The sequence below is a fragment of the Methanobrevibacter thaueri genome (genome assembly GCF_003111625.1).
Classification (GTDB): domain Archaea; phylum Methanobacteriota; class Methanobacteria; order Methanobacteriales; family Methanobacteriaceae; genus Methanocatella; species Methanocatella thaueri.
The window spans coordinates 1-21,761 of the sequence record NZ_MZGS01000026.1 but is presented as its reverse complement, the minus strand read 5'-3'; the positions used below and the strand labels follow the sequence as shown (position 1 = coordinate 21,761).

General features: G+C 39.2%; 25 protein-coding genes, 2 tRNA genes and 1 rRNA gene. 12 read left to right on the top strand and 16 right to left on the bottom strand.

Going from position 1 to position 21,761, the window contains the following annotated elements; genetic code table 11:
* Position 1: 1 nt before the first annotated feature.
* The 4 genes from cbiM to MBBTH_RS07870 all read right to left on the bottom strand — a co-directional run bounded on the left by cbiM (position 2) and on the right by MBBTH_RS07870 (position 3,148).
* The gene (gene cbiM / locus MBBTH_RS07885; protein WP_116592593.1) at positions 2–634 is read right to left on the bottom strand and encodes a cobalt transporter CbiM; all 633 of its coding nucleotides are present in this window, start codon (positions 632–634) and stop codon (positions 2–4) included.
* 280 nt (positions 635–914) lie between these two features.
* Positions 915–2,189 (bottom strand): oligosaccharide repeat unit polymerase family protein, encoded by a 1,275-nt coding sequence (locus tag MBBTH_RS07880; protein ID WP_116592505.1) that lies wholly within the window; start codon positions 2,187–2,189, stop codon positions 915–917.
* A 12-nt stretch (positions 2,190–2,201) separates the two neighbouring features.
* Positions 2,202–2,972 (bottom strand): adhesin, encoded by a 771-nt coding sequence (locus tag MBBTH_RS07875; protein WP_243409769.1) that lies wholly within the window; start codon positions 2,970–2,972, stop codon positions 2,202–2,204.
* Positions 2,973–2,980: 8 nt separating this feature from the next.
* Positions 2,981–3,148: a 4Fe-4S binding protein gene (locus MBBTH_RS07870; protein WP_116592503.1), complete on the bottom strand. Its 168-nt coding sequence runs from the start codon at positions 3,146–3,148 to the stop codon at positions 2,981–2,983.
* 159 nt (positions 3,149–3,307) lie between these two features.
* Here MBBTH_RS07870 and MBBTH_RS07865 point away from each other — a divergent pair.
* The 4 genes from MBBTH_RS07865 (at position 3,308) to MBBTH_RS07850 (ending at position 5,438) form a co-directional block, all read left to right on the top strand.
* Positions 3,308–3,390: transfer RNA gene (locus MBBTH_RS07865), tRNA-Leu, on the top strand.
* Positions 3,391–3,417: 27 nt separating this feature from the next.
* Positions 3,418–3,490 (top strand) — tRNA-Thr (locus MBBTH_RS07860).
* 182 nt (positions 3,491–3,672) lie between these two features.
* Complete coding sequence (locus MBBTH_RS07855) at positions 3,673–4,545, top strand: hypothetical protein (protein ID WP_116592502.1); 873 nt, start codon at positions 3,673–3,675, stop codon at positions 4,543–4,545.
* A gap of 8 nt (positions 4,546–4,553) precedes the next feature.
* Entirely contained in the window at positions 4,554–5,438 is an 885-nt protein-coding gene (locus MBBTH_RS07850; RefSeq protein WP_116592501.1) for a PhoU domain-containing protein, read from the top strand.
* Between the two features lie 29 nt (positions 5,439–5,467).
* Here the strand turns inward: MBBTH_RS07850 and MBBTH_RS07845 are convergent, their stop codons facing one another.
* The 7 genes from MBBTH_RS07845 to porC are packed head-to-tail and all read right to left on the bottom strand — an operon-like array spanning position 5,468 to position 9,928.
* Complete coding sequence (locus MBBTH_RS07845) at positions 5,468–6,310, bottom strand: fumarate hydratase (RefSeq protein WP_116592500.1); 843 nt, start codon at positions 6,308–6,310, stop codon at positions 5,468–5,470.
* 50 nt (positions 6,311–6,360) lie between these two features.
* Entirely contained in the window at positions 6,361–6,615 is a 255-nt protein-coding gene (locus MBBTH_RS07840; protein ID WP_243409768.1) for a 4Fe-4S binding protein, read from the bottom strand.
* Complete coding sequence (locus tag MBBTH_RS07835; RefSeq protein WP_116592499.1) at positions 6,608–7,108, bottom strand: 4Fe-4S dicluster domain-containing protein; 501 nt, start codon at positions 7,106–7,108, stop codon at positions 6,608–6,610. Before MBBTH_RS07835 ends, MBBTH_RS07840 begins: the two co-directional genes overlap by 8 nt.
* A 9-nt stretch (positions 7,109–7,117) precedes the next feature.
* Positions 7,118–7,987 carry a pyruvate synthase subunit PorB gene (porB, locus tag MBBTH_RS07830; protein WP_394340200.1) on the bottom strand — a complete coding sequence of 290 codons (870 nt, stop codon included), beginning with the start codon at positions 7,985–7,987 and terminating at the stop codon, positions 7,118–7,120.
* Positions 7,988–7,989: 2 nt separating this feature from the next.
* Complete coding sequence (porA, locus tag MBBTH_RS07825) at positions 7,990–9,138, bottom strand: pyruvate synthase subunit PorA (RefSeq protein WP_116592498.1); 1,149 nt, start codon at positions 9,136–9,138, stop codon at positions 7,990–7,992.
* A gap of 13 nt (positions 9,139–9,151) precedes the next feature.
* Positions 9,152–9,394, bottom strand: a complete 243-nt coding sequence (gene porD, locus MBBTH_RS07820; protein WP_116592497.1) for a pyruvate synthase subunit PorD — start codon at positions 9,392–9,394, stop codon at positions 9,152–9,154.
* 12 nt (positions 9,395–9,406) lie between these two features.
* Complete coding sequence (gene porC, locus MBBTH_RS07815; protein WP_116592496.1) at positions 9,407–9,928, bottom strand: pyruvate synthase subunit PorC; 522 nt, start codon at positions 9,926–9,928, stop codon at positions 9,407–9,409.
* A 276-nt stretch (positions 9,929–10,204) separates the two neighbouring features.
* On the opposite strand from porC, the gene MBBTH_RS07810 reads away from it, so the two are divergent.
* Positions 10,205–11,809, top strand: a complete 1,605-nt coding sequence (locus MBBTH_RS07810) for a dihydropteroate synthase-like protein (RefSeq protein WP_116592495.1) — start codon at positions 10,205–10,207, stop codon at positions 11,807–11,809.
* A 2-nt stretch (positions 11,810–11,811) separates the two neighbouring features.
* Here the strand turns inward: MBBTH_RS07810 and MBBTH_RS07805 are convergent, their stop codons facing one another.
* Positions 11,812–12,177 carry a hypothetical protein gene (locus MBBTH_RS07805; protein ID WP_116592494.1) on the bottom strand — a complete coding sequence of 122 codons (366 nt, stop codon included), beginning with the start codon at positions 12,175–12,177 and terminating at the stop codon, positions 11,812–11,814.
* A gap of 92 nt (positions 12,178–12,269) precedes the next feature.
* Between MBBTH_RS07805 and MBBTH_RS07800 the strand changes: the two genes are divergently transcribed.
* The 6 genes from MBBTH_RS07800 to MBBTH_RS07775 are packed head-to-tail and all read left to right on the top strand — an operon-like array spanning position 12,270 to position 17,027.
* A complete protein-coding gene (locus tag MBBTH_RS07800; RefSeq protein WP_116592493.1) occupies positions 12,270–13,124 on the top strand; it encodes an AAA family ATPase in 855 nt (284 codons plus the stop codon).
* Between the two features lies 1 nt (position 13,125).
* Positions 13,126–14,283, top strand: a complete 1,158-nt coding sequence (locus MBBTH_RS07795) for a vWA domain-containing protein (RefSeq protein ID WP_116592492.1) — start codon at positions 13,126–13,128, stop codon at positions 14,281–14,283.
* A gap of 9 nt (positions 14,284–14,292) precedes the next feature.
* A complete protein-coding gene (locus tag MBBTH_RS07790; protein ID WP_116592491.1) occupies positions 14,293–15,210 on the top strand; it encodes a TIGR00269 family protein in 918 nt (305 codons plus the stop codon).
* A 4-nt stretch (positions 15,211–15,214) separates the two neighbouring features.
* Complete coding sequence (locus tag MBBTH_RS07785; RefSeq protein ID WP_116592490.1) at positions 15,215–15,418, top strand: MoaD/ThiS family protein; 204 nt, start codon at positions 15,215–15,217, stop codon at positions 15,416–15,418.
* A gap of 2 nt (positions 15,419–15,420) precedes the next feature.
* The gene (locus tag MBBTH_RS07780; RefSeq protein ID WP_116592489.1) at positions 15,421–16,281 is read left to right on the top strand and encodes a damage-control phosphatase ARMT1 family protein; all 861 of its coding nucleotides are present in this window, start codon (positions 15,421–15,423) and stop codon (positions 16,279–16,281) included.
* An 11-nt stretch (positions 16,282–16,292) separates the two neighbouring features.
* Positions 16,293–17,027: an NAD(P)-binding domain-containing protein gene (locus MBBTH_RS07775; protein ID WP_116592488.1), complete on the top strand. Its 735-nt coding sequence runs from the start codon at positions 16,293–16,295 to the stop codon at positions 17,025–17,027.
* Here the strand turns inward: MBBTH_RS07775 and MBBTH_RS07770 are convergent.
* From MBBTH_RS07770 to mer, 4 genes are all read right to left on the bottom strand, one after another.
* Positions 17,017–18,297: an adenylyltransferase/cytidyltransferase family protein gene (locus MBBTH_RS07770; RefSeq protein ID WP_116592487.1), complete on the bottom strand. Its 1,281-nt coding sequence runs from the start codon at positions 18,295–18,297 to the stop codon at positions 17,017–17,019. The two genes, MBBTH_RS07775 and MBBTH_RS07770, sit on opposite strands and share 11 nt — an antisense overlap.
* A gap of 29 nt (positions 18,298–18,326) precedes the next feature.
* Positions 18,327–18,809 (bottom strand): DUF308 domain-containing protein, encoded by a 483-nt coding sequence (locus MBBTH_RS07765; RefSeq protein ID WP_116592486.1) that lies wholly within the window; start codon positions 18,807–18,809, stop codon positions 18,327–18,329.
* Between the two features lie 38 nt (positions 18,810–18,847).
* Positions 18,848–19,930, bottom strand: coding sequence for an archaeosine biosynthesis radical SAM protein RaSEA (locus MBBTH_RS07760; protein ID WP_116592485.1), 1,083 nt, complete (start codon positions 19,928–19,930; stop codon positions 18,848–18,850).
* A 108-nt stretch (positions 19,931–20,038) separates the two neighbouring features.
* The gene (mer, locus tag MBBTH_RS07755; protein ID WP_116592484.1) at positions 20,039–21,001 is read right to left on the bottom strand and encodes a 5,10-methylenetetrahydromethanopterin reductase; all 963 of its coding nucleotides are present in this window, start codon (positions 20,999–21,001) and stop codon (positions 20,039–20,041) included.
* A gap of 636 nt (positions 21,002–21,637) precedes the next feature.
* On the opposite strand from mer, the gene MBBTH_RS07750 reads away from it, so the two are divergent.
* A 16S ribosomal RNA gene (locus tag MBBTH_RS07750) occupies positions 21,638–21,761 on the top strand; the annotation flags it as partial.

The following is a 21,761-nucleotide window of genomic DNA, read 5'->3' as shown; positions in this document are numbered from 1 at the left end:
ATTATGCATCTCCTTGGTTCCATGCCAATAAGTCTGGTCTAAATTTGTCTAATGCTGCAAGAACAATCACAGTCAATACTGCTTCGATTATACCAATGAAGAAGTGATATAAAACCATTGATGGGATACCGATATTCATTGGGAATGTTCCTGCAATACCCATTTCGATTGCGCATGCAAGTGCTGCGATTACAGTTGCCAACCATGCTGCAATTCCTGCTGCTGGGTATTTTCCAATTGCTCCTTGCAATCCTTTGAAGGTGTATAAACCGACAAAACCTCCAACGATTGCCATGTTCAATACGTTTGCTCCTAAAGCTGTAATACCTCCGTCACCAAAGATTAATGCTTGGATGAGTAAAACAACAGTGAATACTAATACGGCAGCTTCAGGTGCTAAGAATACGATAGCAACTAATGCGCCCCCAACCATGTGACCACTTGTACCAAATGGAATTGGCATGTTCATGGACATGATTGCAAAGATACCTGCTGCGAGAACTGCTAAAAGAGGTATACGTTTTTCATCTAAGTTGGATCTTGCCCATTTCACTGAGAAGTACAATGCAACAATCAAGATTACATAGTATACTAGACATTGTGCTATAGGTATAAATCCGTCAGGTATGTGCAAATTCATTCCTCCATTTATGTTTTGGTAATACTTTTTCACCTTTGCTTATAAATAAAGTATTACTTAAAGGTAATATATTTTATTCTTTTTAGTAATATCAAGTTAATTTCGGATTTTATCATGTTTAAATGGTATTAATCCCTTTTTAATCCTTGACATTTTATATTAAAAAAAATAAAGATATATAAATGTTATTAAAGTAATACTTTTTAGTATTATTTTTAAAAAATAGTAATACAAAATTAATACTTTTGCATGATTATTTTGAAGTTCAGTATTACTAATTATAAAAAGAGCGTTTGACGCAAGTTAAGTAGATGAAAACGGCTATGATAAAGTAAATCAGGACTTGAATGTCTAAAATTCCTGTTTCAATTCCTAAAATTGAGTAGGTTAAAATAAGTGAGTAGATTCCAATGTAGAAAAAGTCTCTTGTCTTTTGCATTATTTTAAATCCGATTCCCAAAACGAATCCGAGAAGGCACATTTCAACGAACACTCCAACCTTTCCAAAGTCAACCACCATCTGGCCGATGAGTGTTGGTGTTACTGTGACCTCAGTTCTCCATGCGATGAGCTTTCCGACCATCATCCTAGGTCCCAGATCGCTGCCTGGAATGGAGCTTGCCAGGAGGTGTCCGTGTGTCAGGCCGAAGTTGCCTCCGATGAAGTCTAGGAGGTTCAAAACGTGCAGCGTGAAATCTGCCCTTGACTGAAGTGTGTAAAACGGACTTGTTGATGAGGTTATTGTCATCTCCCCAAGTGAACGAAAATAACCAATTCCGATTATTGCACCTATACCAATCAACGCGCCAACCACAACTTCCCATAATGAAACGATATTTCCATAGAAACCCATGATAATTATGATGAGAAATGCTGCAAGTAGTGGTGTCCTATAACCTAAAAGCAATAAAAATGCACAGTCAATAACCAGCAGAAAAATGAATCTGAATCTTGCCTGTGAACGGGTAATCTCATTGTCCTGATAATCCTTCAGGTAGGCACCGGCCATCAGGCATGTGCCGGGAATGATTAAAAATACCGGCATGGTAAATGCAGGTTTCAGGAGATATCTGATTGAAGGCTTTAAAAGCGGAATTCCTCCAACGGAAGCGACGCTTATGAAGAAAAATACGATACTTATTAACATCAAGCAGAATCCAATGGAATATATGTCCTTTCTATTGAAATGAACGACTTCTCTAATGGGGACGTGCCTTGGAATTATTGCAGATCCGATAAAAAATCCGACGAATGCGATAATCAGCGTGATGACCAAACTGGTGGACGGCGGATTGAGTGACAGTATCAGGAATATCGCAAACAAAAAAAGCACAATCAACGGATTGAATATGTGTTCCTTCAGGATGATGTTTTTGTTCAGGAAGTTTAGGAAGTTTTCATCCGGATAAAACCTTTTGAAATAACTGTTGACCCACTGGTCTTCAATGAATTCCAATATGGAAAAGATTGTTGTAAATAAGAATGATTTGCGAAGTTCATCACTGATTTTATTGAATATTGAGGTTAAACCGGAATAAATCAAGCTCATGGAATACACAACTTAAAACGTTCTGATATTTATGACGTCATATTTGTCCTTGATGGCGTTGATCTGATCATCTGTGCTGTCATAAATTCTGATTGTAATTTCATCACTAATTCCATTAATGTTTCCTAAAATAGAATTAACATCATTTATATTTTCTTTTGTGGCTCTTGTAATTATTATTCTGCTATCCATTTTGCCGTTATCTGATTTTATGGACATGCGACCGTCTTCGGATAGCTTGTTTGTCATCTTTTGAATTTGGGTAGGACTGATTGAGTCAACGGCCACTTTTGTTGAAATCTCATAATTGGTATCGTTAGATATGCCGGAAATCAAATCGTTCAAGCTGCTGATTTCTTCTGGTTTGACCTTGATTTCAGTAAGGTTTTTATATTTCTCGCCGTTGCTTTCAAGAATGATGTTGTCAATGTAGATGTCCGCATTCGGATTGTATCTGTATAATCCTGCGGTGTAGGTCTTGCCTTCTGATTCGATTAGCAATATCACATCTCCACCGCCGTTGTCGTCTTCCCAAATGACGGTGCCGCTAAGGGTTACGGACTCATTGTTTGTGGCATTTAAACCTTCAACGGTTGCGTTTACAATATAACCTTCCTTATAATATTTAAGATAAGTGTCAGGTATCTTGTTCACTGTGGATTCGTCAAATGCTGTCTTCTGCAGATCTGATGAGTCATCGTTGGTGATATGTATAAAGGCAAAAATCACGGCACATATCACTAGTATTATGATGAGATAGTCTATAATGGTAAATTTCTTCATGTTCAAACCTAATCTTCGTAAATTGCGCCCACTGGACAAACGTCCACACATTCTCCACAGTTATCGCATTTTGACGCGTCAATAATAATGGTGTATGCTCTTCTTTCAATAGCCTCTTCCATACACACATCAATGCAATCTTCACAAACTCCACATTCTTCCATATCTACTTTCAATTAATACACCATTTTTTGATTATTGTATCAATATTTGATTATCTTAATATTTAAATAGTTGGTCAAACAATATTACATTATAGTTTTTAAATTTTTTTCTTTAAAATGTTGAAATAGGGTAACATTTAAATACTATGTAAATAAATATTACTATTGTATGCATGGGTGCCCGAGCGGCCAAAGGGGAAGGACTTAAGATCCTTTGGCATAGGCCTTCGAGGGTTCGAATCCCTTCCCATGCACTATTTATATTTTTCCCGTTTTATTTTGCCTTAGTGGCTCAGCTGGTAGAGCGCTACCTTGGTAAGGTAGAAGTCGGGGGTTCGAATCCCCCCTAAGGCTTTCGAACTATTTTTTTTAATAATTTTAACAATTTCAAGTCCTTTCAATGTTTAAAATTAAAAGATAGGCGTTTTCGGGTTGTTTTGAAGTAAGGTTTTTTTGGCATATACCTTAAACTTTAAATTATTATAAAATAAAATAATATATTATTAATTTTGAATTAAACTCTCAAGGTGGAACTGATGAACTATAAGAAAATCATATTGGTGGGATGCATTTCAGCATTTGTTGCTATTTTAACTTCTGTTTTAGGAGTTGCAGGTACTGTAATCGGGTCCGTTATTTCATCTGTTCTATATAATACACTTTCAGAGATGTTGGAACAGCCTGTTGAGCAAGCCACATTCAGCCACAAGTTCGAATGGGAGGTTGCATACGTATTCCCTCTTGCAGTGATTGCATTGATTCAACTGTTGCTGATCTTTGCTTTATTGTCTGAGGCTGGAATTTTGCCACATACATTCCTTAGTGTATTCCTGTCACTTCAGAATCTGGCAAACAACAACCTGTATAGGATTTTGGGAGTTGCAATGCTTATCATCAGTGTTTATCCATTGGTGCTAAAGCCGGATATCATAAAGAAAGGTCATGGCGTTATCATAGCATTTGTAGGAATCATATTCCTTGCCAGGGGTTTCGTAGACCTTGAGAATAGAATTACAAACCTCTATGATGTTGTTTTTACTTACTTTGATTTGCCAATAGCAATTATCGCATTGGTGTTGATTGTATATGTGATTGTTAAAATCCTATTGTCAGCAAGAGGGTCTGAAAAGGAATTCAGGATTACAAAGCATAAAATCAATGAGGAAAACTTCTCAAAGGAGAATGCAGGCAAGAAACATCATTCCAAAAAGCATGAAGACTTTGAGTATAACAAAAAACGAGAATATGTCCACACTAAAAGTCATGAAAAAGCCAATATGGAGAAATACGAAGCAGATGTCCAGTTCAAAAAGGACATTGACATGAATAAAAATAATCCGGGCATAAATGAATCTTTCGATAATATTCAATTCGAATCCAATGATTTGTTGGATGACTACAAGAAGTAGGGATGCTTATGAGTAAAAGAGACAAGACATTGAAGGAGATTTTGGACCTTATTTTATATGAGAACCCTTCAACACAGGATGAGATTGCCGAAAGGTTGGGAATCACCCGAAGATATGTTACTCAGCTTTTACAGCCCCTTGTTAAGGACGGCACCATCAAAAGAGCCTACATGATAGATTTGAAAAACTATGAGGAAATCGTTGAGTCCGTTGGGGATTACTCAAACACCAGAAACACCACCGGAAACGTATTGATAAACGACATGTTGGCAAACATGGCAAAGCATGTTCACTCACAGCTTGAAACTTCATTTGAGGCAATTGTTGAATATGACAAGGATATGGCCAGCAAGGCGTTGGAAATGGATTACGCCACAAACAACATGGTTGAAAAGATAAGGACCTCAGTGGAGACAATTGTCAGCATCAATTACAATTCAGAAATCTCAAAATCACTTCTTTACAATGAAATCGCCTATGATTTGGAGCGTATCGGGGACTATTGCGGCCACATCGCCAAATTCGTCATCAACGACGTTTATGAGGTCGACGAAAACATCTTGAAAAAATTGAAGAAAATGTATAAGACAGCCCAAGCCATGATTCGTCTGGCAATGAAAGCGTTCATCGAAGGGAAAACCGAGCTTAAGGATGACTTGACAGAACTTGAGGAGACAATCCATATCATGCAGTCCAAGGCCATTAACTTGATTGCAACCCAGATGGCAGAAAGCTCTTTCGATGAAAAGGAACGTTCAAACTATTTCATTTACTTGTTCAGGGTTATCAAGGCGTTCAAAAGAATAGGTGACATTTCCGTTGAGATGATGGATGTTGCTGTCGAATTCCATGATAACATTCCACGACCTACAACTCCAAGGTCTTTCAGATAAAAAAAGAGAAAATTGGATTAGTTTTAAAACTAATCATCATATATTTTTGTTGTTGCATGCCTATCGGCCCAGCATTGTATGCAAACGCCAATCGGCAATCCTGCGGTATGGGTGTGTGCCTTCAGGATTTTCACATCCAATGTTGTTGTTTTTCCGCCAAGACCCATCGGACCAATTCCAGATGCGTTGATTTCATCAAGTATTTCCTGTTCCAGTTTGGCTATTTCAGGGTCAGGATTTCTTTCACCAACCTTTCCAAGCAATGCCTTTTTGCCCAGTTTTAAGCATAAATCGGAGGTTCCGCCAATTCCAACTCCCACTACGGTTGGAGGGCATGGTTTTCCTTTGGCCTTGAGAACTGATTCGACTACAAATTCCTTGATGCCTTCAATTCCTTCGGCAGGCAATGCCATTTTCAATGCGTTGTTGTTTTCTGAACCGAATCCCTTTGGAAGAATTGTAATTTCCAGATAATCCTCATCAATCAGTTCAATGTCAATCGGAGGGATGTAGTCTCCAACATTGACGTTTGTGTTTTCACGTGTCAGCGGATCGACTATGTTTGGCCTGATTGGGATTTCCTTTGTGGCCTTTTTGATTCCCTCTTCGATTCCTTCACGTAAATTTTCAACTTCAACATTACCCAACTTGACAAAAACAACAGGCAAACCTGTATCCTGACACATCGGAATTCCCTTTTCTTCTGCAAGTTCGATATTTTTCAAGATAGCTTCAATATTCAGCCTTGCAAGGTCATGTTCCTCAATTTTAAGCGCATCTTCAAGTGATTTTTTCACATCATCACCAAGGACGATAACGGCCTGTTTGTAAAGTTCATAAACGGTATCCTTAATAACATCTTTAGTAATCAAATTAAAAACCTTGTAAAATCAATTAATGTTATTTTTGGTTTTAAAAATATTTAAATTTTTATTACACCAATTGGACATACTTCAACGCAGTCCCCACACCTGGTGCACTTTTCACCGTTGATTGTGATGGCTCCGCCCAATACCTCAATGGCATTCTCCTTACAGGCCAATAGGCATGGTGCTTCCGATGGTTGGCAATTCATACAAAATAAGGTTGGAGTGTCAACATTTGGTGTTTGTTGACAACTTCCACAGGTTGTACATTCAGTACAGTTTCCTGATTTAAACATAATTTTACTATTCATCCAAAACAAGTCTTGCTCTTGCTTGACTTGTTATCACATGGACAAAGCCGCCTTTTGAGCTATCAGGTTCGTATAATCCTGCCATCTTGGCCAAGTATTTCTCTTGGTTTTTGGCTTTGACCTTTTCAGGATCAGCAACAGTAATAGCCCTTTTGGTACATGCTTTGATACATGCAGGTCCTTCTTCTCTGTCAGCACAGAGGTCACATTTTTCAGCAACTTTTGATTGGAAAGTCATTGCACCGAATGGACAGACCATTACACATAATCCGCAGCCGATACATTTTTCCGTATCGACGCCTTCGTCGGTTATTGCTTCGGTCGGACAGATTTTTATACATGGTGCGCTTTCACAATGTTGGCATACAATGGAATAAAAGGAAGAATCATATTCTATAATTTTTATTCTGCTAGCACTATGGATTGATGCACACATATTTGAACAGTTGAGGCATCCGTCACATAAATTGCTGTTTACAACAATACTTTCCATCGTATCACCTTATAAGCCTAGTTCTTTACACTCTGCGTCAACATATTTTTGGATTTTTTCAACGATTTCATCGTTCAAGTGTCTGAATCTTTTTTGTGGAGCCAAGTATTCTTTAACAGGTTTTCTTTCTTCAGGCCTGTATGTGATTTCGAATTTGCCGTCCACAATTTCATATAAAATCCAGGATCCAGTTTCTACAGCCAATCTACCCATTTCGATTGTCTTTTCTGAAGGGAATCCCCAACCGGTTGTACATGGTTGTTGCAAGTGGATGTATGCAGGACCTTTGGTTTCTGCAGCCTTTTTGACTTTGTTGACATAATCTTCAGGATATGCGATTGAAGCGGTTGCAACGTATGGTATTCCGTGTGCAGCCATAATCATAGGCATGTTTTTCTTAGGTTTGTCTTCACCGAAACTTGCTACACCGCTTGGTGAAGTAGTAGTGCTTGCACCATATGGGGTAGCCCCACTTCTTTGAATACCTGTGTTCATGTATGCTTCGTTGTCATAACAGATGTATGTCATGTTGTGTCCTCTTTCCATAGCTCCGGATAAGGATTGCAGACCGATATCTACAGTTCCTCCGTCACCACCGAAAGCAACTACATTAACGTCGTCTTTTCCTTGAATTCTAAGTGCACTTTCAACACCGGATGCAACTGCACCGGAGTTTTCGAATGCTACGTGAATGAATGGAATTTCCCATGCGGTTTCTGGGTATGGTGTAGTCATAACTTCAAGACAACCTGTAGCAGAAACAGCTACGGTATTTTCACCTAATGCGTTTAAAGCTAGTTTAACAGCAATAGATGCTCCACAACCAGCACATCCTCTGTGTCCTGGTGCTAATAAATTTTTATCAGGAATGTCCACCATTTTTATTCCTCCTTAAGTCCAATCCATGTGACTGCTTTTTCAGGACCATTTTTGGTTTTTTCATAAATCTCGGTTAGTGCTTCTGGAGTGATGTCCCTTCCACCTAAACCAGTAATGAATCCGTAAATCTCTTTGTCAAATTTAACTTTCATGTCTGCATAGAGCGCTCCGCCGATTCCGAATGAGAAGTTTTTGTCAACAACTGCAATTTTTTCGCAGTCTTTGATGACTTCATTGATTGCTTCTGTTGGGAACGGTCTGTATGCTCTGATTTTAAGTAAACCAACTTTTTCTCCTTTTTCTCTTAATTGGTCTACGATAACTCTGATACTACTGCAGATGGAACCCATTGCAACATATATGATTTCTGCGTCATCGGTTTTGTATGGTTCAACAAGGCCATATTGTCTTCCGAAGATTTCAGCAAATTCATCGCATGTCTTTTGAATGATTTCAACGGAGTTGTCCATTGCAACTTCCATATCATGTCTTGCTTCCATGTAGTATTCCGGATCTGCAAAGTTACCAATTGACATTGGTTGTTTTGGATCAAGGAAAGCATGGTCCGGTACATATGGAGGTAGGAACTTGTCTACATCTTCCTCTTCAGGAATTTCAACAGGTTCAACTGTGTGGGTTAAGATAAATCCATCTAAACATACCATTGAAGGTAATAATACATCAGGGTTTTCTGAAACTTTATAAGCCATTAAGGTAGTGTCCAATGCTTCTTGTGCATTTTCAACATAAATTTGTAACCATCCTGCGTCTCTTTGTGCAATGGAGTCTTGCTGATCGTTCCAAATGTTTAATGGTGCGGAAATTGCCCTGTTTGCATCAGCCAGAACGAAAGGTGTTCTCATACCTGCTGCTGCATATAAAATTTCGTGCATTAACATTAATCCTTGTGAGGATGTTGCTGTAAATACTCTTACTCCAGCACCGCTTGCTCCCACTGCAGCACTTATTGCACTGTGTTCTGATTCTACTTTAACATATTTAGCGTCAATTTTTTCGTCAGCTACATATTGAGCTAAGTATTCTGAAATTGTAGTTTGTGGAGTAATTGGATAAACAGGAATAACTTTTGGTTTTGCTAATCTTACAGCTTCTGCAACTGCTTTGTTTGAGGTCATTACTTCTTTTACCATCTAATCACTCTCTTTATTCTTTTATCATCTCGATTGAATCTGAAGGACATTCGTGTGCGCAAATTCCACATCCTTTACAGTAATCGTAATCAATATCATGTTGTTTGTTTATACAGGAATCTGGACAGAATAAAATACAATTGTCACAATCAATACATGATTCTTTGTCTAGAATAGGTTTGAAAGTTCTCCAGCTTCCGGTTTTATTATTTTTAGTATTTCCAGGTGTTTTAATAACGCATCCTATATTTACCATTGTCTCACCTTTTTATCCCATTTCGTAAGCTTTTTGAGTAGCTTCCGCATTTAACTCTCCTATTTTTCCAGGGAAGGTTTCCTTAATCACTTCCACGAGTGATTCAATACTTACAACTTGGGTCTTTTTAGCAAAATATCCTAAGATAATTGTGTTTACAATGTTACGTCCTAACATATCAAGCGCAATTCCAGTTGCGTCAATATCGTGTACCTTGTGTTCTCCACTGCCTTCAAATTCGGTAGTGTTGATAATAACTTCAGTATTATCTTTAATTCCGGAAAATACATCTACCACATTTAACAATCCATCATCTAACACTAATACATAGTCTGGATTATAGATTTGATATCTCATTTCAATTGGTTTGTCATCAATTCTAGTAAAAGCCATAACTGGAGCTCCCCTACGTTCTACTCCAAAGAATGGGAAAGCTTGAACATACTTGCCGTCTTTGAATGCTGCTTTTGCCAAAATCTCAGCAGCAGTTACGGAACCTTGTCCACCTCTACCATGAAAACGAATTTCAATCATTAATTCTCCTCCATATATTTATCATGTATAATCATTATAAATTACAAAATATATAAATTTTATGTTAAAATTAAAATTTTGAATAATTTTGTTTAAACTTTATTGTTTTATTCTTTTGTTTTTTGCTTATTTTCTTAATAAACCCTTTAGTTTTTCCCATTATATTTTATACAAATTTAACATCTTTTATAATAAAATAGCGATTTTTTAAGAAAATTTAATATATTGTATTAATAATAATATATATTATTAAAAAAATTCTGATTGGGGAAAAGCATGAAAGTTTTAATAGTTACCGGAGAGTTGGCATATCCTTTGATAAAAGAGGTAGTTTCAGATTCAAAAGAGGAAATAATAGTCCATATTGTAGACAATACTCAAGTGGCAGCGTTTCTGACTCCCCGTTTAATCATCAACGAAGTTAAAAAATGCTTTTCAGACCAATTGGATGAGATTGACATGATTCTTGTTCCTGGACTGATTAAGAAGGGAACAAAGGAAATCACAAAGGAACTTGGAATTCCAACATTCAAGGGATCCACCGATGGAGCGGACCTTGCAATGGTTTTAAATCTTATTGGAAGCATTGATTTGTCCGAAGACAAGCCTGCTGATAAGCTGATTGAAGAGGAAAAGCGTAAGGAGGCCTTCAAGTTCATAGAAGAGTTTGAAAACGATGAGGAAAACATCAGGAGACTCCTTGAAAAGCCGAACAATATCCTGATTAGAAACCTTCCGGTCGGTGAGGATTTCCCGATGAGGGTTCTGTCCGAAATTGCAAATGCCCCATTCCTGTCAAAGGAGGCGCTGATCAACAAGTGCCAGTATTTCGTTGATTCCGGAGCCGATATGATAGACATAGGTATGGCTGCGGGCGAGGATTTCTCAGACAAGATTCCTGAAATCATTCAAACCCTGAGGCCAATTGTGGGCGACAGGCCACTGAGCATAGACACACTGAATCCTGATGAAATCAGGGTCGCCGCAGAAAATGGCATCGATTTTGTCCTGAGCCTTGATTTGGGAAACAACTCTGAAATAAAGGACCTGCTAATAGAAAAGGATATTCCTGCAGTGCTGCTTCCGACCAACTTTTCACAGGGAAAGTCACCAAAATCCCCTGCCGAAAGGGTCGAGTCAATGCATCAATTGATTAAGGACACTGAAGGCATAAGGTATGTTGCGGACTTGATTCTGGATCCGGTAAACAGCTCAAGCATTGTCGAGTCAATAATCGCATGCAACGACTTTCACAAGACCAACCCTGCACCTATGTTTTTCGGTGTTGGGAATGTTACAGAACTGATGGATGCGGACTCAGGAGGTGTAAATGTTCTTCTTGCAGGAATCGGTATGGAATTGGGAGTGAGCATACTCTTCACACCTGAGGAAAGTGGAAAGACACGCGGAAGCGTTTATGAATTGTCCACAGCCTCCAAGATGATGTTTCTTGCAAAGCACCGTAAGTCCATTCCGAAAGACCTTGGAATCAATCTTGTTGCATTCAAGGACAAGCATAAGAGAAACGACATTATCCTGAATGAATTGGACGGCATCGAACAGGTCAGGCAGGAAAAGCCAATGAAGTTCATAAGGGATAAGGCAGGAAGCTTTAAAATCAATGTCGATTATGGAACAACCGTCAAGGAAAGCAGAATAACTGCAACTCATTTTAAGAAAAACAAGGCGGATTTGGTGATTGTCGGACAATCCGCAAAAGAAGTTTATGAGGAAATCATCTCAAAAGAATTGGTAACCAGAATGGAGCATGCCGCTTATTTGGGTTCAGAGCTCCAAAAGGCAGAAATAGCCATGATTACCGGAAAAGAATATGTGCAGGATTTTGAATTGTTCAAAAATCCTGATCAATTTAAAAATTAGTTCTAATCGAAGTCTGCCGGGTCATAGGTTCCTTCAGCCTGTCCCGCTTGAGGGGTTGACTCGGAAGAACTTGCTTCACTATCAGCTGAGCTGGCGGCATCACTTGTTGCGACATTGCTGGATGCACTTGGATTATTGTCTGAGCTAACAGTATCTGTTGGAGTTGATGCGGAGCCACTGCTATGACTTGGAGCGTTGCCGGATGAAGCATCATTTGATACTGCACTGCCGTTTGTCTGGACTGTGGAATTTCCAATCTGATTTTGGTCATTGGAAACAATTCCATGCCCATTCATGAAGAAAAGCACTCCTGCCACAACTATGATAATTGCAATCAATGCAATGATTATTGCATTTCCAGAATCCATATTTTACCTCCTAAATTCATGTATACATAAACTTTAAATAAATTCATATTTATATTTATTTTAATAACAAAAATTTAATGAAGGTTACAAAGTTGCAAATTGAAGATATCTCTATTAAAGACATTGACAAGATGCTTTTGGAATCCGATTATGTTTCAAACAATGAGATTTCAACAACATTATACCTGTCTTTTTTACTTGGAAAACCAATGCTTATTGAAGGCCCTCCGGGCGTTGGAAAAACAGAGCTTGCAAAGGTGATTGCAAAATCCTTTGACAGGGACTTTTTCAGGATACAGTGCTATGAGGGAATTACTTTTGAACAGATTGTCGGTGAATGGAATTATCAAAAGCAGCTATTGCATTTGGAGGCTGCCAAAAACGATTCCAACAATGTCGATGAGATTTTTGACGATGAATTTTTCATAAGAAGGTCATTGCTCAACGCATTTTTAAATGACAATGACTCTGTCCTGTTAATAGATGAGATAGACAAGGCCGATGAGGAAGTCGAAAGTTTCCTGCTTCAGGCATTGGGCGAACAGGAAATCACAATCAACGATTTGGGAACATTCCAATTGAATAACGATTTGATTGTTATATTGACATCCAACTCCCAAAGGTCCCTTCTTGACGAGACAAAGGACAGGTGCCTTTTCTTATACATCCCATATCCTACCGTTGAAAGGGAAATAGAAATCGTCAAGTCCAAAATACCTGGAGTGGATGACGACACAGTTTCACACGTCGTTAAACTCGTGCACAGGATACGTGATTTGAACCTGATGAAAAAACCGTCCGTAAGAGGTACTGTGGACTGGGTCAAGTCAGTTTCCAATCTCGGAACCAAAAATATAGACCAAACCATGGAAGACACCATCGGTGTGGCCATCAAAACAGAATCAGATAGAAAAAGAGTTGTAAAGGACATTTTCAACAAAGGATAAGATGATTAATAAAATTGCAAATCTTTCAGCTGACTTGAGAAAGGAAGGCCTGCCGGTAAGTATCAGAAGTACCCAGTCAGCTATGGAGATTTATCAAAACCTGGGAGATTTGGACAGGGACCTCCTAAAGACAGCCCTGATGGCCGTATATGTCAAGGACAGATATGACATTCCTAAATTCCTAAAGGTTTTTGAAAAGGTTTTCGCCCTTCCGGAGCCTGAAAAGAAGAAGGTTGAAGACCCGAATAAAGGTAAGGCATACCGTGGAGCGGGACCCAAATCAAACAAGTATATCATCAAAAAGCAAAACACCATAGGCCAAAAGATCAGAAAGGAAAAAATCAACAACGAAAAGCTCAAGATGCTTTCAGGCCAACCGTTGCTTGAGGAGGCCAAAAGGCTTGAACGTGACGGAGAGCTGATGAACAAGGACTTGACAAAACTGAACAGGTTCGACCCAAGGATGCTTGAGATATGTCAAAGGTTAGGTAAAAGAATAGCCAACAAGCGTTCAAGAAGAAAAGTCCAGGCACATTCCCATAAGATTGACATGAGAAGAACAATGAGAGCCAACCTGAAGTACGGTGGCGTTCCGATGGAGCTTGTGAAGGCAAAGCCAAGACCTCATAAGAACGAGCACCTGTTTTTAAACGACATCAGCGGGTCATGCGAATGGATAAGCAGCTGGTTTTTCATGCTTATGTTTTCAGCGCAAACAGCCTTCAAGAGGTCACGTACCTTTGAATTCGACAACAAGGTCATAGAAACAACAAAGGCCTTAAAAGAGGAATACCTGATAGATTCCTTTGTGAAAGTTAAGGACATGCGAATCAAGCACATGATGGTTCATGGAACCTCAGACATGTACTCAGCCTTCAAGCAGTTCCAGGACAAGGCAAACATCAACAACAAGTCCTATGTGATAATATTGTCCGATTGCAGGGATTGGGCGGGGCCAAAGGTGAACGGAATTCCCGCAAGTGTTGAGATAGTTGAGGAAATGGTGAGGGATGCCAAGAAGGTCATCATCCTTAATCCGGAAGACAAGAACAAATGGGATATAGTTGACAGTTGCGTTTCACTGTATAGGGAAGCTGGAGCGCAAGTGTTTGAGGTAAACACTCTAAATCAATTAGCACACTTTGTAGAACAGATGTAGGTAATATTTATGCAATGCACTAACTGTGGTAATCCTAAAGTAATTTATAAAAGGGAACAATCCGGACAGCTATTATGCAAGGATTGTTTCATACAATCAATTGAAAAAAAGGCAATAAAGACAATCAAAAAGGAAAAATTACTTGATAAGGGAGATAAGGTTCTGGTGGCACTGTCAGGTGGAAAGGACAGCGTTACCACACTTGAAGTTTTAAACTCCTTTAGGGAAAGGCACATCATAGACTTATGTGCAGTGACCGTCGATGAGGGAATTGCAAACTACCGCCAGGAAGGCGTTGACATCGCCACAAGGCATGCCCAAAGATTGGGAATAGAGCATAAGGTGGTGTCCCTCAAGGAAGATTACGGCATAACCCTCGATGAGATTATGCAAAGGGAAAACCACAGGGGTTCATGCACATACTGCGGAGTCTTCAGAAGGACAATAATCAACAAGGCAGCCCGTGAGATGGGAGCGACCAAGATAGCAACAGGACATAATCTTGACGATGAGGTTCAGGGGATAATGATGAATTACCTTGAAGGAAACACAGATAACCTTACAAAACTGGGTGCCAAAACGGAATCCCAGGCAAAGGAATTCACAGTTAAAATCAAGCCCCTTAGGGAAATTCCGGAACGTGAAATCGGATTGTATGTTGTCGCAAAGGAACTGGAAGTCCACTTCGACAGCTGCCCGTATGCAATGCAGTCATTCAGGGGTGAGGTCTCAGAGGCAATAAACCAACTGGCCGAAAAGCACCCTACAATAAAGTATTCAACCCTCAGGGGATACGATAAAATAAAAAACATACTCAAGGATGAGATGCAGAAGGAATATGCACATGGAAGATGTTCAAGATGCGGAGAGCCGTCAGCAAATGACTTGTGCAAGGCATGTTCATTCCTGGAGGAATTGGGATTGTGATAAAATGTCATTCTTATTAAAATATAAAAGCTTAAGTGAGGAGCGCGAAATCCCTCACGAAAATTATACAATAAAGGATCTGTTGAATGAAATGGAATTGTCCCCGCAGACAATAGTGTCAAAGCAAAACGGGGAACTGGTCATAGAGGACACAGTAATCAATGAAGATGATGAAATCCAGCTTGTCCAAATTATTTACGGTGGTTGATCTTGAAAATCAGTTATGAATGTGGCCCTTGCTTTTTAAGGCAAGCCCGTGAGGCACTGGACTTGTCAACGGATGACGAAACTTTGAAGATGGAAGTCATGGAGGATATATTCAAGTTCCTCAGCAACAACTTCAAGGTTGACACCAACTCAAACGGAACAGGTTCCGCAATGCACAGGATGATTATAGAAAAGACCGGCTGCAGGGACCCTTATTATAAGGAAAAAATTGAAGGAAATGAGATAGCGCTGAAATACATTCCCGACGTCAAGAGGATACTGAATGACGATGACAGCCTTGAAAACTATGTCAAGATTGCCATCATAGGAAACATATTGGACTTTGGGGCGTTCACACTGGACGATGACATTGAAAGCGTTATCAAGGAATCCCTCAAGAAGGAACTGACTGTCAAGGACATAGAGGAGTTTGAAGAGTCCCTAAGAAAACATGACAAGGTGCTCTATCTCGTCGACAATACAGGAGAGATAGTATTTGACAAGCTGCTCCTTGAAAAGATCAAGGAATATGACGTAAACATCACAATTGCCGTGAAATCAGTGCCTATATTGAATGATGCGACCAGAAAGGAAGCGCTTGATGCGGGACTTGATGAGTTCGGCGAAATCGTGGACATAGGCTGCGGAACTGTTGGCTATGTTGACAGCGAGATTTCAGATGAGTTCAGAGAAATCTTCAACGACCACGAATTCGTCATATCCAAGGGAATGGGCAATTATGAGGGATTATCTGAAATAGACCTGTCATCAAAAGAGGTTTATTTCCTGTTATGTGCAAAATGCAATACAATATCAAGACATATTGGTGCAAACCTGCACGACATGCTTTTATTTAAAAAATAACTGGTGATGCTGTGATAATTGGATTTATAGGATTTGGAAAGGTTTCACAAAATCTGGCAAAATTAATCCAATCAGACGACATTGCCATTGTGACTTCAAAAGAAAACAGATCCCAAAAAACCATCGAAAGAATTGAGCGGTCAAACGTTGAAGTTCTGGATTCATTTAAGGAAGTTGCTGGAAAATCCGACCTTCTGATATCTGCAAATTCGCCTAAAACCGCCTTGAGCGTTGCAAAGGAATATGGAAAATATGCAAAGGGCGTCTATCTTGACTTGAACAATGTCTCTCCCGACACAACACTTCAAATCAATGAACATGTGAACCAACTTGTTGACGGAGCAATAATCGGAAAGATAGATTCGCAAAATCCTGTACTATATCTCTCTGGTGAAGATGCAAATGAATTGGCATTCTTAAATGATTACATAGAAACCAAAATCCTCAGCGACAGGATAGGCGATGCAAGCCTTTTGAAACTGCTTAGAAGCACATATACAAAAACATTGTCTGCCGTGTTGATTGAGTCATCCTGCCTTGCCAGAAAACATGGCCTTGAAGAGGAATTCTTTGATGTGTTGGAACTGACTGAAGGGAATGACTTCCGTGAAAAATCCGCCTCAAGAATAAATAACACCATTAATTCCAAAAAAAGAAAATCTGAAGAATTGCAGGAAATCCTTGAATATTTTGATGATGATGAATTGGATATGGTTAGGGCTGCCTTTGAAAAACTCAACCGATAACCACTTTAACCTTGAATCCCTTTTTGGCTTTTTTTATGCTTCCGCTAACCGGAATGAAATGTGAATCCATTATGTAGCGCAAATAGGTCACGTCACGTGCAGGCAACCTAAGGTTTGTTTTGATTTTTTTGCCCTCGCTTTTGAACTGAACGGAGATTTTACCGTTCTTGTCGACATATAAATCAGTGTCCAGGCCTTCCTTGGTGATTTTTGTCTCGAATCGGGTCAGGTTAAGCCCTGCTTCGATGGTCATTGGAGGTTTTTCCACCTCAATGTTCTCGCTTCTGAACCTGTTGTTGGCATCACGTGCGCTAATGCCCTTCTCGCCTTCACATGCAACATACCATGCCCTGTCAATTACACGCTGCACCTTTTGGTTATCTGGAATCACGCCTTCGGCCTCATAGCTCTTCATCAGGTCCATGACCTCTTTTTTGCTAACTTCCATTTCAATAGCGCTGATGGCAAGCCTGGTCATTACTGGACCGTAATCGGACCTTCTAAACACTGCCCAGATGGACTCGGGGTCACGATAAACCCTTCTTTTAATGATTTCATTTATTGTATTTCCGTTAAGATAAGCTATCTTTTCGAGGTTTCCCCTTGAATAGGTGTTCATTCTCTTGTAGATGTCCTGCCAGTTGCGCTCACCGGGGGTTCTTCCGGCGTCGATTTCACGCTGGAGAATTTCAACTGTTGATTCAGGAAGCAGCTTTCGAACCTCGTCGGCGATTACCATTCCGTTGTCGATGATTGATTGCCTGATCAGTCTGCCGGAATACTTGTCCTTGTTGAATTCCTTCACAACATGATAATTGAGCTTTGAGCCTAAAAATTCATTTATTGCATACCATCGTATCTCGTTACGGTTGGTGTAGCTTTTGGGCATTCCAACAAAATTGCCCTCGTCAATGAATTTCTGGGCCTTTGCCTTGATTTCATCCAGGGAAATGCTGGCGGAGGTGATGTAGTCTGTCACTCCATCGTCAATCATCTGCTTAAGCCTTATGGGAACGCTGTAGGACAGCACCAGTCTATGATGGAGACCTTCAAATGACCTGACCTCATCTGCACCCAACGCCAATGCCATCTCACGGCGGGCATCAAAGTCAACGAAAAAAGGGGCGTGATTTGCACTGAAACCCTTGTTTAAGTAGACAACAACCTTTTTGCCTTCACTGTCAGCCAACTTGCAGGCTTCCTCGATTAATTTTTCATGACCCTTATGGACAGGGTCGAAATCTGCGCTAATTCCTATCAAAATAAACACCAAAAAAAGAAATTTAGTGGACAGTTGCTTTAACCATCCATCAATTTTAAAACACCACTAACTACTAACCATATTCCGATTAATGTTCCGAGAATTATTGGGTCTGTAACGTATGTTCCGATTATAATGTAGAGTAAACCAAGCACCACACCGGCGATTCCGATGTAAAATCCGTATCTGGACTGGCGGTTGTTGATTAATGAAACAAGCCCGACAACAATCAGCATTATTCCAGCAAGGTATAATGTGATTTCGGTTAAAAATCCAAGCAATATCGGATCGAATATTAAGCAGATACTCAACAATAATAGGATTATACCCAATACCAAATCGAGTATTGCTCCGGTTTTATTGTAATCTATTATAGCCACGCCCACTACGAGCAAATAAATGGATACCAATAATACTGACATGCTTATCAGGTCAGCTATTCCAACAACTCCCATCACCGGAAACACGATGATTATTAACCCAAGAAGTATGGCTAGTAAACTGATAAATTTACTTTTCATATTTTCCTCCTACTAAATATATAATGTCATTAGGTATATTAATATAATGGGATATGTTTAATCTCAACGGTTGATGAGTTCATATCACAATTCTCCACTTCGGCCAGCCATTCGTTTTTGCACTCACATTCATAGTCGATTTTTGTTTGTGTCAGGTTATTTGCTATGATCATGTGCTTGAGGTCCTTATTGCATTTTTTACAGTTGTATGGACCACGCCTTGAACCGAAACCTGAAGTGTCTAGGAGTGCAGGTATGTCAAGCTCATCACGCACGGTGTTTATGATTTCTATGCATGACCAGATCCATGGCGGCTGATATGCTCCTTTTCTCCAGAATCTCTCAATGACTGTTCCGCTATGAATTGTTGCAGGACAGAATGACAACCTGTTGACTCCGATAGAATCGCAGTATCTTGCGGTTTCAATCGCTTCCTCTATTGCCTGGTCTTCAGATACAAGGATAGGCTTTACGAATATGTATGCCTTTGATTTTATGTTATAACCCTTGCTTTCCTTGAGGTCCTGCATCAGCTTGACGGCGTTTTCAAAGTCGTCTCGTGTGAAACCCTTGTTGATCTTGTTCAAACGGGTATAGTCGTTGGATGTTTCAAGGCCTATGCTCACTTCAAACAGTGTGTCTCCGATAATCTCAAAGATTTCATCAAGATATTCCTCCTTCACATATTCCGGTCTTGACTCGACTATGATTTCTGTAACGTTACCCAAACCGATCAGTGTTTTCAATATTTCGTCACGGGCTTCTTTCGGAAGCTCATATGGGTTTAAAAAACTTCCGGAAGCGAATAGTTTTACGGAAATTTTATCCTCCTCAGCTATTGGGTGTCTTGAGAGGTGGTCATGAAATATCCTTAGGATGGTATCGGTGTCGATTGGTTCAAGGGTACAGTCGGACACATAGCTGCACATTGTGCATCCGCCGCTGTCTCCAAGAGCCCAAGCACAGCCTGGTGTGGGCAGAATCATGAACAGTGTTTTTGCAACGCCATCATAAGTTAAATCATCATTATACCAACTTGCCCCAACCTGTTCTGGGGTTTTAGGTTCTTTTCGCTCAAAAGCTCTTTGTCTAATTTCCTTTGTTAATTTTTCAATTTCCATTATAATATTATTATATGGAAGTTATAATTAAAAATTATGTTAAAAATAGTATGTTGTTAAGTTGTGTATAATGGTCTAAAAAAATAAAAAAAGAAAAAGTAAGCAAGTTTAGAAACTTGCGATTACGTCTCCTAATAATTTGATGGATTCTGCTACGTCTTTTCCGACAGGGGATCCTGCTACGTATTGAGTTACACCCATTTCAGCTAAGCCTTCAATCTTAGGAATGAACTCATCAGGAGTACCACATACGGAGAATGCGTCTAAAGCTTCATCGGTTACAGCACCAATAGCTCCACCGAAGTCACCTTTAGCTAAGAATGCACCCATTTGTTCGTTGAATCCTTCAGGTAATCCGTGTCTTTCGATAACTGGAGGTGGGGAACCTGCTGCAATAAATGCAACTACAATTTTAGCTGCGTTTTTAGCTGCGTCAGAGTCAGCACCAATGGAAGTTGCAGTGTATGCACCTACGTCAAATGCTTTGTCTCCACCAGCTGCTTCGATACCTTTTTTAATCATAGGCATAGCAGCTTCGTAATCTTTAGGGTTGGAAGCGTTGATTAATACACCATCTGCGATTTCTCCAGCGGTTTCTAACATTTTAGGTCCTTGAGCACCCATGTAAATAGGGATGTGTTCTTGAACAGCTTTTGCTCCACCTAATGCTGCTCCACCTTCGGTTTTTCCACCTGATAATAAGGTGTTAATGTCAGCGATTGCTGCTTTAATAGTGGATACAGGTTTTTCCCATGCGATTCCTAAAGCGTCGAAAGTTGCTTTGTCACCAGGACCGATACCGAAGGTTGCTCTTCCTTCTGAAATTTCGTCAATGGTTGCAATAGCGGAAGCTGAAATTGCTGGGCTTCTTACGTATGGGTTGGTTACACCAGGACCCATTTTAATGGTTTCAGTTGCAGATGCAATTAATGCTAAGGTTTCGTATACGTTTTTATTGTTGTAGTGGTCTGTGATCCATGCGTATTCAAAACCAACGTCTTCTGCTAATTTTACTAAGTCTACTAACTCATTTAATGGTATTTGTGGTACGAATTCTATACCGAACTTCATATTTTATCACCAATAATATCTTTTGTTATCTTATATATAAAGCAATTATTATTTGAATTAGATAGAAAGTTTTAAATATAATCTATGTTTTTGGATCTCCGCAAGCGTGATAAAATGATAGGTATTAAAAAAATTATTTTTTGTAATACTGAAATAGTTTTTATCATCTCAAATTATTTTTGAAAAAAAGTTATTTTTATTTTCTATTTTTATGATTTATTTTTAATAATAAACTTTTAATTAATTGTAGTGTTTAAATTTAAGATTTTAAATTTACTTATATTATTTTTTAGTAGTAATTGCAATGTTTTTCAATTGACTTTGTTAATGGAAGTTCTGTCTCTATAAGATGTGCTATGTGTTTTATGGCGATGACCTAAGTATTATTGTTTAATACAATCTTTACAATGATGGTTGCTTTTCCGCATGTAGCTATAAATTATCATGTTTATTGTATTAATTAAATTATTAATATCATGAATGTGCTTTGTGAGTACCTAAGTTTTTTAGGTATGATGTAAGTTTTGTAGATGTGGTGAAATTTGATTATAGAAACTTTCGTATCAAATTTTAAATGTATTAATTACTCGTCTATATTTTTTTAGTATACTTCAAAAGTATCTGTTATGTGCATCAATTCTGTTTGATCCTGGCAGATGTTACTGCTATTGGGATTCGATTAAGCCATGCAAGTCGAACGAATTTAGATTCGTGGCGTACGGCTCAGTAACACGTGGATAACCTACCCTTAGGACCGGGA

Bases quoted from the DNA above. Each gene is read 5' to 3' on its own strand.
- MBBTH_RS07875 (WP_243409769.1), bottom strand. From the start codon at position 2,972: ATGAAGAAATTTACCATTATAGACTATCTCATCATAATACTAGTGATA.
- MBBTH_RS07835 (WP_116592499.1), bottom strand. From the start codon at position 7,108: ATGGAAAGTATTGTTGTAAACAGCAATTTATGTGACGGATGCCTCAAC.
- MBBTH_RS07880 (WP_116592505.1), bottom strand. From the start codon at position 2,189: ATGAGCTTGATTTATTCCGGTTTAACCTCAATATTCAATAAAATCAGT.
- MBBTH_RS07790 (WP_116592491.1), top strand. From the start codon at position 14,293: ATGCAATGCACTAACTGTGGTAATCCTAAAGTAATTTATAAAAGGGAA.
- mer (WP_116592484.1), bottom strand. From the start codon at position 21,001: ATGAAGTTCGGTATAGAATTCGTACCACAAATACCATTAAATGAGTTA.
- MBBTH_RS07785 (WP_116592490.1), top strand. From the start codon at position 15,215: ATGTCATTCTTATTAAAATATAAAAGCTTAAGTGAGGAGCGCGAAATC.
- MBBTH_RS07805 (WP_116592494.1), bottom strand. From the start codon at position 12,177: ATGGATTCTGGAAATGCAATAATCATTGCATTGATTGCAATTATCATA.
- MBBTH_RS07810 (WP_116592495.1), top strand. From the start codon at position 10,205: ATGAAAGTTTTAATAGTTACCGGAGAGTTGGCATATCCTTTGATAAAA.
- MBBTH_RS07765 (WP_116592486.1), bottom strand. From the start codon at position 18,809: ATGAAAAGTAAATTTATCAGTTTACTAGCCATACTTCTTGGGTTAATA.
- porC (WP_116592496.1), bottom strand. From the start codon at position 9,928: ATGATTGAAATTCGTTTTCATGGTAGAGGTGGACAAGGTTCCGTAACT.
- MBBTH_RS07840 (WP_243409768.1), bottom strand. From the start codon at position 6,615: ATGAATAGTAAAATTATGTTTAAATCAGGAAACTGTACTGAATGTACA.
- MBBTH_RS07855 (WP_116592502.1), top strand. From the start codon at position 3,673: ATGAACTATAAGAAAATCATATTGGTGGGATGCATTTCAGCATTTGTT.
- porD (WP_116592497.1), bottom strand. From the start codon at position 9,394: ATGGTAAATATAGGATGCGTTATTAAAACACCTGGAAATACTAAAAAT.
- MBBTH_RS07850 (WP_116592501.1), top strand. From the start codon at position 4,554: ATGAGTAAAAGAGACAAGACATTGAAGGAGATTTTGGACCTTATTTTA.
- MBBTH_RS07760 (WP_116592485.1), bottom strand. From the start codon at position 19,930: ATGGAAATTGAAAAATTAACAAAGGAAATTAGACAAAGAGCTTTTGAG.
- MBBTH_RS07795 (WP_116592492.1), top strand. From the start codon at position 13,126: ATGATTAATAAAATTGCAAATCTTTCAGCTGACTTGAGAAAGGAAGGC.
- porA (WP_116592498.1), bottom strand. From the start codon at position 9,138: ATGGTAAAAGAAGTAATGACCTCAAACAAAGCAGTTGCAGAAGCTGTA.
- porB (WP_394340200.1), bottom strand. From the start codon at position 7,987: ATGGTGGACATTCCTGATAAAAATTTATTAGCACCAGGACACAGAGGA.